This is a genomic window from Arthrobacter sp. YN (assembly GCF_002224285.1).
Classification (GTDB): domain Bacteria; phylum Actinomycetota; class Actinomycetes; order Actinomycetales; family Micrococcaceae; genus Arthrobacter.
In genome coordinates this window covers 1,518,741-1,536,284 of sequence record NZ_CP022436.1, presented here as the reverse complement: position 1 = coordinate 1,536,284, position 17,544 = coordinate 1,518,741, and the positions used below count along the sequence as shown (strand labels likewise).

12 protein-coding genes, 1 tRNA gene and 1 pseudogene are annotated in these 17,544 nt (G+C 64.8%); 6 read left to right on the top strand and 8 right to left on the bottom strand.

The features are described 5' to 3' along the window. Positions 1–36 precede the first annotated feature (36 nt). Positions 37–108, bottom strand: a tRNA-Gln gene (locus CGK93_RS07040). A gap of 299 nt (positions 109–407) precedes the next feature. Here CGK93_RS07040 and CGK93_RS07035 point away from each other — a divergent pair. Further along, positions 408–1,007 carry a TetR/AcrR family transcriptional regulator gene (locus tag CGK93_RS07035; RefSeq protein ID WP_089597263.1) on the top strand — a complete coding sequence of 200 codons (600 nt, stop codon included), beginning with the start codon at positions 408–410 and terminating at the stop codon, positions 1,005–1,007. A 141-nt stretch (positions 1,008–1,148) separates the two neighbouring features. Next, a pseudogene (locus tag CGK93_RS24025) lies at positions 1,149–1,413 on the top strand (hypothetical protein). A gap of 220 nt (positions 1,414–1,633) precedes the next feature. Here CGK93_RS24025 and CGK93_RS07025 read toward each other — a convergent pair. From CGK93_RS07025 to CGK93_RS07005, 5 genes are all read right to left on the bottom strand, one after another. Then, positions 1,634–3,460 (bottom strand): ABC-F family ATP-binding cassette domain-containing protein, encoded by a 1,827-nt coding sequence (locus tag CGK93_RS07025; protein WP_089594206.1) that lies wholly within the window; start codon positions 3,458–3,460, stop codon positions 1,634–1,636. Positions 3,461–3,512: 52 nt separating this feature from the next. Further along, positions 3,513–4,505 carry a 4-(cytidine 5'-diphospho)-2-C-methyl-D-erythritol kinase gene (locus tag CGK93_RS07020; protein ID WP_089594205.1) on the bottom strand — a complete coding sequence of 331 codons (993 nt, stop codon included), beginning with the start codon at positions 4,503–4,505 and terminating at the stop codon, positions 3,513–3,515. Then, entirely contained in the window at positions 4,502–5,383 is an 882-nt protein-coding gene (rsmA, locus tag CGK93_RS07015) for a 16S rRNA (adenine(1518)-N(6)/adenine(1519)-N(6))-dimethyltransferase RsmA (RefSeq protein WP_089594204.1), read from the bottom strand. Before rsmA ends, CGK93_RS07020 begins: the two co-directional genes overlap by 4 nt. Positions 5,384–5,409: 26 nt before the next feature. Next, positions 5,410–6,561 (bottom strand): resuscitation-promoting factor, encoded by a 1,152-nt coding sequence (locus tag CGK93_RS07010; RefSeq protein ID WP_089594203.1) that lies wholly within the window; start codon positions 6,559–6,561, stop codon positions 5,410–5,412. A 291-nt stretch (positions 6,562–6,852) separates the two neighbouring features. Further along, positions 6,853–7,740, bottom strand: coding sequence for a TatD family hydrolase (locus CGK93_RS07005; RefSeq protein ID WP_089594202.1), 888 nt, complete (start codon positions 7,738–7,740; stop codon positions 6,853–6,855). Between the two features lie 197 nt (positions 7,741–7,937). Here CGK93_RS07005 and CGK93_RS07000 point away from each other — a divergent pair, with 197 nt between their 5' ends. Genes CGK93_RS07000 through CGK93_RS06990 form a run of 3 tightly spaced genes read left to right on the top strand, consistent with a single transcriptional unit; the run spans position 7,938 to position 12,961 of the window. Then, positions 7,938–9,026, top strand: coding sequence for an AAA family ATPase (locus tag CGK93_RS07000; protein WP_089597261.1), 1,089 nt, complete (start codon positions 7,938–7,940; stop codon positions 9,024–9,026). A 9-nt stretch (positions 9,027–9,035) separates the two neighbouring features. Continuing rightward, complete coding sequence (locus CGK93_RS06995; RefSeq protein WP_089594201.1) at positions 9,036–10,463, top strand: DUF58 domain-containing protein; 1,428 nt, start codon at positions 9,036–9,038, stop codon at positions 10,461–10,463. Next, on the top strand, positions 10,460–12,961 hold the full coding sequence (locus CGK93_RS06990) for a transglutaminase TgpA family protein (RefSeq protein ID WP_089594200.1): 2,502 nt from the start codon (positions 10,460–10,462) through the stop codon (positions 12,959–12,961). Before CGK93_RS06995 ends, CGK93_RS06990 begins: the two co-directional genes overlap by 4 nt. A gap of 117 nt (positions 12,962–13,078) precedes the next feature. Here the strand turns inward: CGK93_RS06990 and CGK93_RS06985 are convergent, their stop codons facing one another. Both CGK93_RS06985 and rsmI read right to left on the bottom strand, forming a co-directional pair. Next, positions 13,079–14,560, bottom strand: coding sequence for an NAD-dependent succinate-semialdehyde dehydrogenase (locus CGK93_RS06985; protein WP_026542786.1), 1,482 nt, complete (start codon positions 14,558–14,560; stop codon positions 13,079–13,081). A 160-nt stretch (positions 14,561–14,720) separates the two neighbouring features. Then, the gene (rsmI, locus tag CGK93_RS06980; RefSeq protein ID WP_089597259.1) at positions 14,721–15,596 is read right to left on the bottom strand and encodes a 16S rRNA (cytidine(1402)-2'-O)-methyltransferase; all 876 of its coding nucleotides are present in this window, start codon (positions 15,594–15,596) and stop codon (positions 14,721–14,723) included. Positions 15,597–15,874: 278 nt separating this feature from the next. On the opposite strand from rsmI, the gene CGK93_RS06975 reads away from it, so the two are divergent. Further along, positions 15,875–17,539 (top strand): dolichyl-phosphate-mannose--protein mannosyltransferase, encoded by a 1,665-nt coding sequence (locus CGK93_RS06975; protein WP_442857040.1) that lies wholly within the window; start codon positions 15,875–15,877, stop codon positions 17,537–17,539. Positions 17,540–17,544: the final 5 nt, after the last annotated feature.

Sequence of the window (17,544 nt, the reverse complement as noted above, 5' to 3'; positions counted from 1 at the left end):
CGTTCCAGGTACAGAGAGGAGCGCATTTTCCGACCGTTCCGCCCATAGGATTCGAACCTATACTCCACGGCTCCAAAGGCCGGGGTGCTGCCATTACACCAGAGCGGACCGTGCATGATTCACACCATCAAGCAGCAGGGCCTGACGGTTTCCCGGGCTACCGGGATGCACACACAAGAATCTAGTTTGCCATGACCATTGCATGCTTCGCGACTTGACCGCCCGCCGCCCCTGCCCCGGCGCACCCGAGGATGCCTCCCGCACCCCTTTCCGACCCGCCGAGCAGGGCCTGTTGCCGGCCCGTAAGGCATGATGGTCACGTGAGCAAGCGCACTGAAGTCCCCAGGCCCGAGGACACCGCTGGGCCGCTGGAGCAGGCTTCCACCGGCCCCGCAGTCCGCATCCGGATGACCGGCCAGCAGCGCAAATCCCAGCTCATCGGCATTGGCCGCGCACTCTTCGCTGTCCGGGGCCTGGACGGCACCACCATCGAGGAAATCGCAGCCAGCGCTGGAGTTTCCAAGCCCGTCATCTACGAGCACTTCGGCTCCAAGGAAGGCCTGTACCGGCAGGTCGTGGAGACCGAATTCAGGATCCTGCTGGACTCCATCACCGAGGCCCTCAGCACCGAAGCCAAACCCCGGGTACTGGTGGAACGCGCTGCACTGGCCCTCCTTGGCTACATCGAAGACCGCACCGACGGCTTTCGGATCCTCATGCGGGACGCCCCGCCGTCGCAGCCCGAGGGCGCCTTCTCCACGTTGCTCTCCCACGTCACTGCCCGGGTGGAGCACCTGCTGTCCGACGAATTCGCCCGCCGCGGGTTCAGTGCCGCAGACGGTGCCATGTATGCGCAGATGCTGGTGGGGATGGTGGCAATGACCGGCCAGTGGTGGCTCGACAGCCGCACACCGGACAAGCGCGCCGTCGCCGCCCACCTGGTGAACCTGGCATGGAACGGCCTCACCGGGTTGCAAAAGGAGCCCGGACTGCGTTCCGAGGCGTAGGTCACCTCCGCGGCGCCGGCGCCGCTCACAGGCACGCTCTCCCACATCCCACGCCCTTGAGCCGGTCGCTCTCTCATATCCCACGTGCTTGAGCCGATCGCTCTCTCACATTCCACGGTGGCCAGTTTGTAGGATGTGCTCTTGACGGCACCCCAGCTCTACATCACTTTCCCGGGACAGCCCGCGAGGCGCTGGGTTTCTACGCGAAAATCTTCGGCGGAGAGCTTTCGTTGCACAGCTTTGAGGAGTTCAACCGCACAGACGGCCCTTCGGGTGCCATCGCCCATGGGGTACTGAGTGAAGCGCTCTCTTAGTTCGGATCCGAAACTACCAACGGTGAAACGACGGTCAAGTAGTGGACCGCCACGGCCTCCACTGGCTCATAGGCTACGAAGGGACGCAATAGCGTCCACACCAAACCCGAGGGAAGTGCAGGAGCGTCCACACCAAACCCGAGGGAAGTGCAGGAGCGTCCACACCAAACCCGAGGGAAGTGAGAGAGCATCGGTCAGCGGGACAGCGGCAGGCATCCGGATGCGTGCGTCAAGGCGAGGAACGAGCCAGCACGCGGAGGATGCGTGCCGCCGTGCCGCCGCTGAACTACGACGAAAAGCACCGGCTCACCATCACTCGCCGAGGGTTTCAGCGGCCTCCAACCACTCCAGCTCCAGCCCTTCCTTTTCCTCGAGCAACTCCTGCAGCTTGGCGTTGAGTTCCCCCAAGGCGTCGAAGTCGCCGGATTCGGACTTCGCTGCCATTTGGGTGTGCAGCTTCTCTTCCTGCTGGGAAATCTTGCCGAGTTGGCGGTCGATCCTGTTGAGGTCCTTGCGGGCCTCCCGCTTTTCGGCTTCGCTGGCACCGGACGGAGCAGCAGCGGAAGAAGAGCCGGCAGAGGTAGGTGCGCCGGAGCCCCCACCAATCGCGCCGGACGCAAGGGCGGCTTCACGCAGCTCGAGATACTGGTCGACGCCGCCGGGCAGGCCGCGGAGTTTGCCGTCGCCGAGCAACGCCATCTGGTTGTCGGTGACGCGTTCCAGCAGATAACGGTCGTGGCTGACAACCACCAGTGTCCCGGGCCAGCCGTCCAGGACGTCTTCGACGGCGGCCAGGGTGTCGGTGTCGAGGTCGTTGGTGGGTTCGTCGAGCATGAGGACGTTGGGCTCCCCTACCAGGAGACGCAGGAGTTGGAGCCTGCGGCGCTCACCACCTGAGAGGTCGCTGACGGGTGTCCACTGCTTTTCCTTGGTGAACCCCAGTTGTTCCACCAGCTGGCCGGCGGTGAATTCCTTGCCGCCCACGCTGAAGGACCGCTTTTCGCGTTCGATGACCTCAATGACGCGAAGGTCGGAGACGTCGTCGAGCTCTTTGACGTCCTGGGTAAGCACGGCGGTGACCACGGTCTTGCCGCGCTTGACCTTGCCTGAAGTCGGCTGGACTTCGCCGTTGAGCAGTTTCAGCAGCGTGGACTTTCCGGCACCGTTGACACCCACCAGGCCGAGGCGTTCGCCCGGTGCGAGCCGCAGCGTGATGTTGTCAAAGAGCTTCTGTCCGCTCTCGCCGCCCAAAAAGTCCAGGGTGATGTTCTCCAGGTCCAGGACGTCTTTGCCGAGACGGGCAGTGGCCATCTTGCTGAGGGCAACCGAGTCGCGGGGATCGGGCACGTCGGCAATGAGGTCGTTGGCGGCTTCGATGCGGAATTTCGGCTTGGCCGTCCGGGCGGGGGCGCCGCGCCTCAACCACGCGAGTTCCTTTTTGACGAGCTGCTGGCGCTTACCTTCGACGACGGAGGCCATGCGGTCACGCTCGGCGCGGGCCAGAACGTAGGCGGCGTATCCGCCGTCGAACATGTCCACCATGGCGTCGTGGACTTCCCAGGTGTAGTTGCAGACTTCATCGAGGAACCAGCGATCGTGGGTGACCACCAGGAACGCGCCCTGGTTGGCGCGCCAGCGCGTCTTCAGGTGCCGGGCCAGCCAGGCGACGCCTTCTACGTCCAGATGGTTGGTGGGTTCGTCCAGCATGATGACGTCGTGGTCTTCGATGAGGAGCTTGGCCAGCGCAACGCGGCGCTTTTGGCCACCTGAAAGGGCGTGGACGTTGGCATGCCAGTCGACGTCGCCCACCAGTCCGCCCATGACTTCGCGGATCTTGGCGTTGGCGGCCCATTCGTGGTCCGCGCGGTCGCCGACGATCGCGGCGCCCACTGTCAGGTCGCCGTCGAGCACGTCGCCTTGGTCCAGGTAGCCGACGTTGACATCGCCCCGTTTGGTGACCCGTCCGGAGTCCGGCGTCGAGCGGGAGGCGAGCAGGCGCATGAGCGTCGATTTGCCGTCGCCGTTGCGGCCCACCATGCCGATGCGGTCGCCATCCTCCAAGCCGAGGGTGACGCCGTCGAGGACAGTGCGGGTCGCGAACGAAACGGTGAGGTTTTCGCCGCCAAGCAGGTGGGCCAATGGGTACTACTTTCTACTGCTGGAATGCGGAGGTACAGGAGCTGGAGGGGTACTAAAGGAGGGTATCGGAGATGATCCGGGCGCCGGGCACCGGGCCGTGGACCGCCAAGGCAGTGTGGCCCCGGTGGGTCAATTCTTCGGCGAGGACACTGGCTGAAACGGAGTCGCGGGCAAGCAGCGCAATGGTGGGGCCGGAGCCAGAGACCATTCCGGCCAGGGCGCCGCGCGCTTCGCCCAGTCCGATGGTGTCGCGAAGTTGCGGCGCCAACGCAATGGAAGCCCTCTGGAGGTCGTTGATCAGCACGCGGCTGAGCGTCTCAGGGTCTCCATGACGGAGCGCTTGGAGGATGGTGGGGTCCACGGCCACTGGTTCCGGAATGTCCATACCCTCGGAATCCCGTAGTCCGTCAAGGGTCCGGAACACGTCAGGTGTCGAGAGCCCGTAATCTGCAAAGACCAGCACCCAGTCCATCTGGGCTTTGGCCAAAGCCGGGGAGAGTTTGTCGCCCACGCCCAGCCCGACGGCGGTGCCTCCCAGGAGCGAGAACGGCACGTCTGCGCCCAACTCGGCCGCCAGATGCGCGAGTTCCTCGCGGGACAGTCCGCTGTTCCACAGGGCATCGCAGGCCAGCAGGGTTGCCGCGGCATCCGCTGAACCGCCGCCCATGCCACCGGCCACGGGCACGCGCTTGGTGATGTCAAGATGCACGCCGGTGGGTTTCTCGGACATTTCGGCCATGATGGCCGCGGCCTTGTAGGCAAGGTTCCGCTCATCCAGCGGAATGTCCACACCGTCGAGGTCAAGCGTGCTGTCGGGGCTGATGCTGACAGTGATCCCCTGGGCCTCGGTGCTGGTTGCCGCTACTTCCTCATAGAGGGAAACGGCAAGGTAGACGCTGGCCACCGAATGGTAACCATCAGGCCGCAGCGGTCCGACGCTCAGGGACACGTTGACCTTCCCGGGCGCTTTGACGCGGACTGTCCGGGCATGGAAGCGGTCCCCCGCGAACGGCAGGCTGCTGGGTTTGCGGGTGCCCGGGTTCATGCGTCCACGGGGTGGCGGGCTTCGGCGATCTTGACGTAGGCGGAGATATCCAGGACTTCGCCGCGCGCGGTGGGGTCCACGCCGGCGGCAACCAGGCATCGTTCTGCCTCAGTGGCGCTCCCGGCCCAGCCGGCCAGCGCAGCGCGGAGGGTCTTCCGGCGTTGGGCGAACGCAGCATCGATGACGGCAAAGACCTGTTCGCGGGTGGCATGCGTCTGTGGCGGATCGTGGCGTGTGAAAGCCACGAGCCCGGAATGGATCTTGGGTGCAGGCCAGAACACGTTCATGCCGATGACACCGGCCTTGCGCATGTGTCCGTACCAAGCAGCCTTCACCGATGGAACACCGTAGATCTTGGACCCGGGAGTCGCGGCAAGCCTGTCAGCTACTTCGTCCTGCACCATGACCAGGCCGTGCTGCAGGCTCGGGAAATGCTGCAGGAGGTGAAGCACCACGGGGACGGCAACGTTGTATGGCAGGTTTGCCACCAGTGCCGTGGGAGGCACGGGCAGTTCGGTGACCTTCATGGCGTCGGAGAGCACCAGGTGGAAGTTGTCTTCCGCTCCGGGCCGCCAGGCGCGCACGGTCGCCGGCAGTTTCTCCGCCAACACGGGATCGATCTCCACCGCCACAACAGTCTTGGCTGCGTCCAGCAAGCCGAGGGTCAGCGAGCCAAGCCCCGGGCCGACTTCCAGCACGGTTTCGTTGGAGTCGATATTGGCGGCGGCCACAATCCTGCGGATGGTGTTGCCGTCGATCACAAAGTTCTGCCCCAGGGTCTTCGTAGGGCGTACACCGATTTCCTCGGCAAGCCGTCGGATGTCTGTGGCGCCCAGCAAAGGCGCGACGGCGGCGGGTTCGGAATTCGGTTCAGTCACCTAGGTATCGTATCGCCTGTGGAGGGTCAGGCTGCGTGCGCGCAGCCCCAGTCGCGGAGGCCGTTCTTGGCGTAGAGGCGGTTGGCGATATCAATCTGCTGTGCCTTGGTGGCCAGGCTGGCGTTGGGAGCGTAAGCTCCGCCACCATTGGCAAGCCACGTCGGGCTGGAGAACTGAAGGCCGCCGTAGTAGCCGTTGCCGGTGTTGATGGACCAGTTTCCACCGGACTCACACTGGGCAATTCTGTCCCACATGCCTTCGTTCGGGGCGCCCGTGGGGCCGCTGGAGGTTGCTGCTGCCTTGGCCGGAGCAGCTACGGGGCGGGCTTTGGTGCCAACGCTGACCTTTTCGGTGACCGGCTTCGTGGTGACATTGCTTGAGACGAGGGCCCGTGAAGCTTCGCGTCCGTCAACCATGACCAGCTTGAACGTCTTGACCAGCGAACCGGCTACGCCTTCCTGGGTAACCTTCTCTTCGCCCTTGAACAGCTCAGCGGTTTCGGTCTTCACGCTTTCGAAGGGCACTTCCTCCGTGGCTTCGGCTGTCTTGCTGGTGTCCACGCGGGAGACCTTTATCACCATGTCCTGGACGATGGGCGCGTTGCCAGGCTGGGAGATGCGGTCGTTGGCGCCGACAGTGACGCCGGTGTCCTTGAGCACGGTGGCGACGTCGGCCGCCGTCGTGGTGGTGCTGGTGTCCTTGCCGTCGGCAACAACGCTGATGGTCTTGGGAGTTGAGATGGAGACAAAGGAGCCGGTGACTTCCAGCGATGCTTCCTTCGGCTGGGAGATCTCCGAGGAGCTTGCCACTCCAAGTTCGCTGACCAGTGCGGCGACATCGGGGGCGTTCGTGTTGACGGTCTTGCGCGCGCCGTCCAATTCGATGGACACAGCCTTCGCGAGGTTGATGTTGACCACGGAGCCGTTATCCACACGGGCGTCGAGGGCGGGCGAGACCCTGTCAGCGTCCTTCAGCTCGACCTTGGCCGCCTTGACCACCTGGTCTACGGTGCCGCCAAAGGTCTGGATGGAACTTACCTTGCCGTCCACGTTGAGGGTGACAGTCTTGTTGTTGCCCACAAAGGCGACAACTCCGACCACCAGCGCTGCGACAACCAGCAACTGGGCACCGACTTTGAGGAAGCTGAACTTGCCATCCGTTGTGAAGAACTTGATCACGATTGCCCATAACTCTCAGACCATCCGGGCACGGGGAAAAGCACAGAAATAATGCCAGCGGCAAAACGGAGGGGCCAGGCACAAAGCCTGGTCCCACACTTGCTGCCGGCATCTGCGCCGCCAATTACATTCAACTGATGAAGGCCGGATTCAACCGGCCCAGTTGTCCGAAGGCCTTCCCCGACCCCGGCTACTTGTTTAACACAGTAACCGATCTGTTATAAACCAACCAAGACTTCTGCATACCGGGTATTCATTACGGGCACGTCAAAGCCCTCCCGAAGGAACGCCCTAGGCCCACGAGCCGTAGGCCTCGAGCGTATTTTCCGCCAAACGCGAACAGAGTTCGGAGAGGTCATCCCCAGTCACTTCCGCCATGGACCGGACCGTGTAGGGAACCATGTAGCTCGCGTTCGGCCGACCACGGTACGGGTGGGGCGTCAAGAACGGCGAATCGGTTTCCACCAGGATCCGCTGTGGCTCGGCGATGGCCAGTGCTGCACGAAGGTTCCCGGCATTTTTGAAGGTCATGGTGCCCGCAAAAGACATGTACCACCCGTTCTGGTTGCAGATCCGTGCCAATTCTTCGTCCCCCGAGAAACAGTGGAACACCACCCGCTCCGGGGCGCCTTCCTCCATCAACACCTGCACCACGTCGTCGTGGGCGTCGCGGTCGTGGATCTGCAAGGTCAGTCCCAGCCGTTTCGCGATGTCGATGTGGCGCCGGAACGAGTACCGCTGGGCCACCAGCCCTTCCCCGTGGGTCCGGAAAAAATCCAGTCCCGTTTCACCGATGGCGCGGATCCGCGGGTGGGCTGCCAGCTCTTCGATCTCGGCGAGCGCCGACTCCAATTCACCGCGCCCGGCGTACACCGGGGCATCGTTGGGGTGGATTGCTACGGCACCGAGCAGGCGCGGATCCGCGTCCACTGCCTGCACGGTGAAGCGGGACGATTCCAGGTCGCAGCCCACCTGCACAGCGCCGTGCACACCGACGGCCTCAGCCGAGTCCATCGCGTCCCGGACCGAGACCTCGATCAGTCCGTGCCGGAAATCCAGATGCGTGTGGTTGTCCATGACGGGAACGGGGAGGGGTTCCGGTGCCGGCGGGTACTCCTTGCGGGAATCCATATCCTCGGATGACGCACGGTACGCAGCAGGGGCGAGCGAATTACACATGCTCCCACCTTAATCGGACCACGGTCCCCCTGAGGCAGCGGCCGGGTGGGCTGGGATAAATTCCACTCGGCACATAAATTCCTGAGCACTATGTCAGCGGCGGCCAATGTCTGGGTAGTCTGGAACGGACAGATGGTCAACAACAGCAACACATCCTCAAGATTGCTGACGCAGTGGCCACGGCTGAAGGGCAATCCATGGAGTCCAAGCGACAAGTATCCGTTGAACCTACCCCGCTCCAGGGCGAGGCTTACAGTACGCTGCCGCGGGATGGTGCAGCACTCAATGGACACAGGCCGCAGGTCATGGACGCGGAGCGGTTCCACGATGCCAGCGAACGCATCCTGGGATCCATCAGCAAGGTCATTGATGGCAAGGCCGATGCCGCGAAGCTCGCGTTGACGGTACTGCTGGCCCAAGGCCACCTCCTGCTGGAAGATGTTCCCGGCGTTGGCAAGACCCTGCTGGCAAAGACACTGGCGCGGACCGTGGACTGTACCGTCTCCCGCATCCAGTTCACGCCGGATCTCCTCCCGTCAGATGTCACCGGCGTCTCCATCTACAACCAGTCGTCCCGGCAATTTGAGTTCCGGCCGGGCGCAGTGTTCGCGAACATTGTGATCGGCGACGAAATCAACCGGGCTTCGGCCAAGACCCAGTCCGCGCTTCTTGAGTGCATGGAGGAGCATCAAGTCACCGTTGATGGGCATTCCTATCAACTGGGACTGCCCTTCATGGTGGTCGCCACCCAGAACCCCATTGAGATGGAGGGCACCTACCCGTTGCCTGAAGCCCAGCGGGACCGTTTCATGGCGAGGATTTCCATGGGCTATCCGGACAAGGAAGCCGAGATCGAAATGCTGGAGACGCACCAGGCTTCCTCTCCCCTGGCCAAAGTAACCCCCGTGGTCACTGCCGCCGACGTCGCGGCCATGATCGCTGCCGTCCAGCAGGTGTATGTGTCAACTGCCATCAAGGAGTACACGGTGGCCATCGGGCGGGCTACCCGTGACAGCGCACGTCTCCGCCTCGGTGCCAGCCCCCGGTCCTTGTTGCAGCTGTTGCGTGCAGCCAAGGCAACCGCCGCGTTGGACGGCCGGGACTTTGTTCTCCCGGACGACGTAGTGGACGTGGCCGAATCGGTGCTCGCCCACCGGATCATCCTGGATCGCAAAGCGGCAAGCTCAGGTGATACGCCGCAGAGCATCCTTCGGGGCATCCTGGCCGCCCTGCCGGTTGCCCAGGAACCGCCCAACGCGGGGCGCAGGGACAGGCACACCGCCTAGGAGGCAGGAATGGCGCTCGTGGATCGGCTCCCCAAGCACTTGTTTACCAACCGCGGCTGGGGATTGCTGGCGGCCGGAGCCGTCTCGCTGGGGTGTGCCTGGGTCATGGGCAGGCGGGATCTCCTGACGCTCGCGGTCTTGTTGTTCCTCCTGCCGTTGGTGGCCCTCGCCGGGGTCCGGGTTCTGAAGCCCAAATTCCAGGTGTACCGGGAGTTCAACCCCTCCACCGTGGAAACTGCCAGCACCACCACCGTTCGTTTGGCTGTAGCCCGGTCCTCGTATTCCACAGGGCACGTGATCATGGAGGAGCAGTTGCCTCCCCGCTTCGGTGAGCCACCGGCGTTCCGCTTTCCGGCCCGCTCGGCTTCCGGAGGCACCAGCCGCTACGAATACCATCTTCGCTCCGGCAAGCGCGGACAGTTCCGCATCGGCCCGGTGACGGCAGAGTTCAGTGACCCCTTCGGCTTGTCGCTGCGGCGGCATGCCATCGACGACGGCGACATCCTCACCGTGACGCCGGCCGCCGTCGAACTTCCCGTCACGGGGCTGGCAGGTGCGCGCGGCAACGATGGCGTGACCGCCACGCGCATCAGGGCCAACCCCAGCGACGACGACATCATGACCCGTGAGTACCGGCACGGCGATCCCATGCGCCGCGTTCATTGGGCGGCTACGGCACGCCACGGGCAACTGATGGTCCGCCAGGAGGAATCGGTGACTACCCCGGAAGCCACCCTCATCCTGGACCAGCGCTTCACAGCTTTTGCCGCGGGAGCAGGTTCCATGTTCGGAGCCCATGACGAGGACTCGGACCTGGTGACCAGTCCCGGCTTTGAATGGGTGGTGACCGCAGCGATGTCCGTTGCGGCCCACCTGGCGGAGTGGAATTACTCGCTGCGGGTGCTGGATGTTTTCGGGAGCCCGGCATTCATCCGTTCGCGCTCGGCGCCGGAGCCGGATTCCGAAGAGTTCTCGGGCACCGGAGGGTTGCAGGCCATCGCTGAAGGACTGGCCGCCATTGAACTCAGCGGTCCCCGGCATGTCCGGGCGGAGCACCACAGGGCAGACGCTGCAACGGGCCCGGCCACTGCGGATTCCGCCGATGCTGCTTTCGATGACCGGCTCATGGATAAGCTCGCTGCCCACCGTCTTCGCGGCCCTCTCCTTGCGCTGATGGGCACGCTGACTCCCGCTGAGGCCAAGTCCCTGGCTCCCGCGGCAGCCTACGGAGCCAACGCTTTCGCCTTGATGGTCACTGACGCCACCCGGAACAACGACGACGTACTGGAGATCCTGCGCCTGGCCGGTTGGCGCGTGGCGGTAGTGACGTCCAGGACCCCACTGGCGGCCGCTTGGTCCTCCTTTGACGAAGGGGGAATCGTGGCCGCGGCAGGATCAGCCATGGACGTCCGTCGTGGAGCGGCGGTGCCCCGATGACTGCTACGTCCCACCTGGGTTCCCCCGCCCCGGTCCAACCCGGCGGAACGTCCGGCCCGAAGCCGTCCGGATCCTCGCGGCCGCAAGCCCCGGGGCCCGGGCCCTACCCCTGGGTCATGGCGGGGTCGATCGTTGTTGCCGTTCTGGGCGCTGCCTTGTCCTTGAACGGCGTCCTCAGGGGCTGGGCCTGGTTCATGCCCTTGATCACCACGGTGCTGGTTGTCGCGCTGACCTTGGCTCTTCTTCGGGCACTCCGGGCCCAGCCGCTGTTGGCCACCCTTGGTTCCTTTGCCTCGCTCGCGGGGATTCTCAGCTTCACGTTCTTCCGGCAGGAAAGCCTGGCGGGTTTCATCCCCACGGCCGGGACCTTTACCGCCGTCGGACGCCTGATCAAGCGTGCTGCCGAGACGGTGGTCTCAGAAAGCGCCCCCGTGGCGCCCAACGCCGGGATCGTGTTCGTCATGTGCGCGTGCCTGGGGCTCCTGGTGATTCTGATCGACGCGTTGGCAGTTCCCTTGGCGATGCCCGCGGCCAGCGGCATCGGGCTCCTTGCGGTCATGGTGGTTCCAGCCACCATCAAACCCCAGAGCGTGGGAGTTGCAGGCTTCGTCGGCGCTGCTGTGGGATACCTGCTGATTCTCGGGTGCAGCCACTGGTTCGCCCCTGATGCCAGGCTCCAGTCCGGTTCCGGGCGGGGCGCCGGCCAGTTCAGGCGTTCACTGGTGACGGGCGGCCTGGCGCTGGCCTTGACCATGGTGGTTCCGCTGGCCATCCCGGGATTCGAGACGGGGACCTTCCCCCAGGGATCCCGGCTGAGTCCGTGGGGCACCTCCAACGGGCTCAATCCCATGATCACCCTGGGCAACAGCCTCCGGAGCCCCACGGGATCGGGCCGCATTACCTACGCCACGAGTGCCAGCGGTCCGCTGTACCTGAGGTCCGTCACCGTTGACCACTTCGACGGCGAAACCTGGGCCCCGGACGACCGCGCAGCCCAGCGGCGCGCGGGCGCCGACAGGATTGAAACCGGATACTCCGTCCAGGCCGAAGTGGTCAACACTGTGACGTCCGTGAATGCCGGCCTCTTCACCAGCCCCTACCTCCCTGCCCCGTTTGCGCCTGCCTCAGTGAACGGCCTCAACGGACGCTGGACCTGGGATCCGGCCACATTAAGCATCATGAGCACCGAGACCACCACGCGCGCGCAACGGTACGTGGTGTTTTCCGGAGCACCCAAGGTCACGGCAGAATCCCTGTCCCAGGCCACAGCGGCTCCCCAGGGCATATCAGAGGATTTCCTCCGGATTCCGGGCAACCTTCCTGACATCGTGAGGCAAACGGCGGATTCCGTCACGGCGTCCGCGGGGAGCAACTACGGCAAGGCCTTGGCTATTCAGAAGTACCTGCGCTCCGGTGAATTTACGTACTCCCTGCAGGCGCCGGTGCAGAACGGCTATGACGGCAACGGGCTCTCGGTCCTGGCCGATTTCCTGGCCGTCAAGAGTGGCTACTGCGTCCATTTTTCCTCGGCGATGGCCGTCATGGCCCGGGCTGAAGGTATTCCGAGCCGCATCGCTGTGGGCTACGCACCAGGCCGGCTCACGGGCGAGTCCGTGGCGTTGGTCGGCCAAGGATCCTTCCCTGAGTACGAGGTAGACGCCCGTGATGCGCACGCGTGGCCCGAGTTGTACTTCGAAGGACTCGGCTGGGTTCCGTTCGAGCCCACGCCTTCGCGCGGCGTGGTTCCCGAGTACGCCACGGAAACCTCTGTTCCCAGCAACCTCAGCACCAATGCGGACGAGAAAGAAGTCCTGACCACGCCGGCCCCGGCCACACCGGCCCCTGTTCCCCTTCCCGGCATGGAAACCCCGGCGACCGGTTCCACCAGCGTGAACCCGCTGCCGGTCATCGGCGGGGCCGCCGCGGCCGTGGCGCTGTTGCTTGCCTTCCTGTGGTCTCCGCGGTTGAGCAGGACCATCCTGCGGCGGCGTCGCCTGAACCAAAAACCCCCGGATGAGGCCGACGCCTTGCAGCCCGGCTACAAGGATCCGGCCCCGGAGCTGGCGTGGGCGGAACTGCAGGACCTGGCGACGGACTACGGTTTACCCTCCACGCCCAGCGAAACGCCGAGGCACTTCTCCACCAGGCTTCGCTCCAGTGCCGCCCTCGGAGACGCGGGTGGAATGGACGACGCCGCGCACGTGGCGGTTGCTACGCTCACCTCGGACTTCGAACGGCAGCGTTATGGCCGCCAGGTGGGGCCCGTGGCGACACCAGCGGCGGCGACGCGGATCGCCGTCGTGCGTGAAACGTTGCGGAACAATGCCCGCTGGCTGGTGCGCTTCCGCGCGGACTGGCTGCCGCCGTCGATGATGCGCCGGTGGGTCCACGCGCTGGGAGCGCCGTTCCGGGCCGTGGGGTCGCTCGCTGCGGCTGTTGGGCGCGGGCTCGCGCGATGGTGGCGGACGCTCCGCGGCGTGCTTCCACAACGGCGCTAACACGACAGCAAAGGGCCCGGCTCCTGGAACTTGTGGTTCCAGGAGCCGGGCCCTTGCGTGTCACAGCCGTTCTTGTTGCGAGAGCGGCGGACGGGGCTCTTTGGTGGAAAGAGCAGCCTAGTCGGCGTACGGGTCCGCGATACCTACGTACTGGGTGTACAGGTACTCTTCGATGCCTTCGGAACCGCCTTCGCGGCCCAGTCCGGACTGCTTGACGCCACCGAACGGTGCGGCGGCGTTGGAGATGACGCCGGCGTTGAGGCCGAGCATGCCGGTCTCGATTCGTTCGCTGATGCGCAGGCCACGGTTGAGGTCCTTGGTGAAGACGTAGGCAACCAGGCCGTATTCGGTGTTGTTGGCCAGGCGGACGGCGTCGTCTTCGGTGGAGAAGGTGATGATCGGCGCTACCGGCCCGAAGATCTCTTCCTGGAGGATGCGGGCATCGGCTGCGACGTTCTTCAGCACGGTGGGCTGGTAGAAGTAGCCGGGACCGTCGACGGCGGCACCACCGGTGACGGCTGTGGCACCTCCTGCTACGGCTTCGGACACCAGGGCGTGAACGCCGTCGCGGGCCTTGCCGTCGATGAGCGGGCCCACCTTGGATTCGGGCTCGGTGCCGCGGGCGGTGGTGAGGGACCCGATCTTGGCGGCGAACTTCTCGGCGAAGGAGTCGGCGATGGACTCGTGCACAATGAAGCGGTTTGCTGCGGTGCAGGCTTCGCCCATGTTGCGCATCTTGGCTGCAATGGCCCCTTCAACGGCCTTGTCCAGGTCGGCGTCTTCGAAAACGACGAAGGGAGCGTTGCCACCGAGTTCCATGGAGGTGCGCAGGACCTTGTCAGCGGCTTCGCGGATCAGTGCCTGACCCACCGGGGTGGAGCCGGTGAAGGAGATCTTCCGCAGACGGTCATCCTTGATCAGCGGGCCGGTGACAGCACCTGCGGTGGAGGTCTGGATGACGTTCAGGACACCTGCGGGGAGGCCGGCCTCCTGCATGACCTGTGCGAACAGCAGGCTGGTCAGCGGGGTCAGGTTGGCGGGCTTGAGCACCATGGTGCAGCCGGCGGCGACGGCGGGGGCTACCTTGCGGGTGGCCATGGCCAGCGGGAAGTTCCACGGGGTGATCAGCAGGCAGGGGCCCACCGGCTTCTTCTGCACGAGGAGGCGGTTCTTGCCGTCAGGTGCTGCGGAGTAGCGGCCGGAGACGCGGACCGCTTCCTCGGAGAACCAGCGCAGGAATTCGGCGCCGTAGGTGACTTCACCGCGGGCTTCGGCCAGGGGCTTGCCCATTTCCAGTGTCATCAGCAGTGCAAAGTCTTCGGCACGCTCGGTGACCAGTTCGAAAGCACGGCGCAGGATTTCGCCGCGTTCGCGCGGTGCGGTGCGTGCCCAGTCAGCCTGGGCGGCAGCAGCGGCGTCGAGTGCAGCGGCACCGTCTTCAGCACCGGCGTCGGAGATGCTGAGCAGGACCTTGCCGGTGGCCGGGTCCTCAACATCAAAGGTCTTTCCGGATCCAGCCGGGCGCCACTGACCGTTGATCAGCAGGCCGGTGGGGACGGAAGCCAGCAGTTCGCTTTCGCGTTCAACCGTGACAGTCATGGCGACTCCTTCGTCTTGGGTGCTTTGGAGAATTGCACCACGGGGGTTCGTTGCCGGAAGTGGCGTGAATTACTGCCACGGTACTGCCCCGCGAGAAGGAGTGTCTACGCCTTCACGCACTGCCATGAAGGCGCCTATTTGTGCAGCTGCACAGCACGGATCAGCGGGCCGCAAGTACCGCCGAGTACAGCTCCCGCTTGCTGACGCGGGCATCGTCAGCCACTGCTGCCACGGCCTCCTTCAGTCGGATGCCTTGGGACATGAGCTGGTTCACGGCTGCCACGTGGTCCTCGGGTTTGCCGGGCTCCTGTTCAGGCGCACCACCCACCACCACCGCGATTTCGCCGCGGACTTCGTTGTTCTCTGCCCACTCCAGCAGTTCGCGCAGCGTTCCGCGGATAACTTCCTCGTACGTCTTGGTCAGCTCACGGCATACAGCTACGCGGCGCTCGGCGCCAAACCGCTCGTGCAGTGCCCGGAGCATCACTTCGAGCCGGTGCGGGGCCTCGAAGAAGACCATGGTGCGGCGCTCGTCTGCGAGGTCCGCGAGGCGTGAGTTCCGCTCCCCCGATTTACGTGGCAGGAATCCTTCAAAGCAAAAACGGTCGGTGGGGAGCCCGGAGAGTGCCAGGGCTGTCAGCACGGCAGACGGGCCTGGTACGGCAGTGACGGTCAGACCCGCAGCAACAGCGCCCTCCACCAAACGGAACCCGGGATCCGAGACGGCGGGCATTCCAGCGTCGCTGACCATGAGGATGGTCTTTCCTGCGCGAACATGGTCCAGCAGTTCGCCGGTCTTGGCGACCTCGTTGTGCTCGTGGTAGCTGATGACCCGTCCGGAGACCTCGACGCCCAGGGCCGTCACCAGCCGGTGCAGGCGCCGGGTGTCTTCTGCGGCAACGATGTCCGCCGTGGCCAGGAGTTCAATCAACCGGGACGATGCGTCGCCCACGTTTCCGATCGGGGTGGCCGCCAGCACAATCCTGCCTACACCCGGAGTTGCGCCGGCGCCGGCAGCAGGAACTGCCTCGTCCAGGTCGTCGCTGAAGGGAGCCTCATCCGGGGTGCTGCGCTGTTCGTCCACCTGTCAAGCCTAATGCCGCGGTGCCTCCAACACCGCACCTCAACGCTGTGGCAAGGATGGAAAGGTAGCATGGGCGGGTGAACCAGTCGCCCGTTCCTGCCACCACTTCCGGAACTCCTGTGGCGTCCCCTGCAACCGGCGGATCCGGTGCCCCCGCTCCCGCAGACGGCAGCGAGCAGGCATCTGCCCGGCCCACCGGGGACGCAACGCGTTCCCGGCGCACCGCGGCATTGGACGACACAGCGGCAACGCCCCTTCCTGGCCGCGGGCTGGATCACCACCGGTGGATCGCCCGGCCAACCGAGGCTTACACAGCACAGGCCCTCAGGGAGCGCCTGATCGGCGGGATCCAGAGCTGGCGTGACTACCCGGCGTCGTTGCGTCTGTGGTTCTGGCTGATCCCCACCATCACTGCCGTGCTGGGCGGCATTCTCCGGTTCTTCCGGCTGGATGCCCCGCACAGCCTGGTGTTCGATGAGACGTATTACGTCAAGGACGCCTATTCCTATTTGCTAAGCGGCTATGAGCGCAGCTGGCCCGCCAACGCCAATGACTCCTTCAACGCCGGCAACCCGAACGTCCTGCTCAACACCCCGGAGTATGTTGTCCATCCGCCGGTGGGCAAGTGGATGATCACCTTTGGCATGTGGCTGTTCGGCGGTGACAATCCTTTCGGTTGGCGTTTCGGTGCAGCGCTGACGGGGACCCTGACCGTTTTCCTCGTCTCCCTCATCGCCCTGAAGCTCTTCCGTTCGCACACCCTTGGCGCCGTTGCCGGACTCCTGCTCGCCATTGACGGCCACCACCTGGTGCTCTCCCGGACGGCTTTGCTGGACGTCTTCCTGGCGTTCTGGATCCTCGCCGCCTTCGGCGCCCTGCTGATGGACCGCGACGACGGCCGCCGTCGTCTGGCTTCCCGCCTCGCCGCGCAAGCGGCTGCTTCGCCGCGGGGCCGCCCATCCCCCACCCAACTGGTGGCCGGCCCCTGGCTTGGAATGCGATGGTGGCGCCTGGTTGCAGGGATCTGCCTTGGCTTGGCTGTGGGAACCAAGTGGTCCGCGTTGTTCTTCGTGGCCGCCTTCGGCCTGATGACGGTCCTGTGGGACGTGAACGCCCGGCGCATTGCCGGCATCCGCAGCTGGTTCAGCGCAGGCATCCTCAAGGACGGCCTCCTGGCCTTCGTCACCATCATTCCGGTGGCCGCCTTGACCTATGCGGCAACGTGGACGGGGTGGTTCCTGTCCAAGGACGCCTACTACCGCCAATGGGCCGCCACCAACCCCGCAGCGGGTTGGGATTGGCTGCCTGATTCCGTGCGGTCCCTGGCGCACTACCACCTTGAGGCGTACAAATTCCATCAAGGCCTCAGCTCGGACCACCCGTATGAGTCCAGCCCGTGGACCTGGCTCCTCATGGGCCGGCCTACCTCGTTCTACTACCAAACACCCAAGCAGGGCACTCCTGGCTGCGTGGTGGAGACCTGTTCCTCGGCGATCCTGCCAGTGGGTAATCCGGTGGTGTGGTGGGGCGGAACCATCGCGCTGGTCATCCTGTTGTTCTGGTGGGCCGGCAGACGGGATTGGCGCGCAGGTGCCATCCTCGCCGGAGTCGCCGCCGGATACCTTCCGTGGTTCATGTATCCGGAACGCACCATGTTCATCTTCTACGCGGTGTCCTTCGAACCGTTCCTGGTGCTGGGCCTGACCTACGTCCTGGGCTTGGTGCTCGGCCGAAGCAGTGATCCTCCCTGGCGGCGACGGTCCGGGCTCTATGTGGTGGGCCTGGTCCTGGTACTGGCGGTCCTGGCAACAGCGTTCTTCTATCCGGTCCTGACCGCGGAGGTCATCAGCTACCAGGAGTGGCGGATGAGAATGTGGATGCCATCGTGGATCTAGGAGGC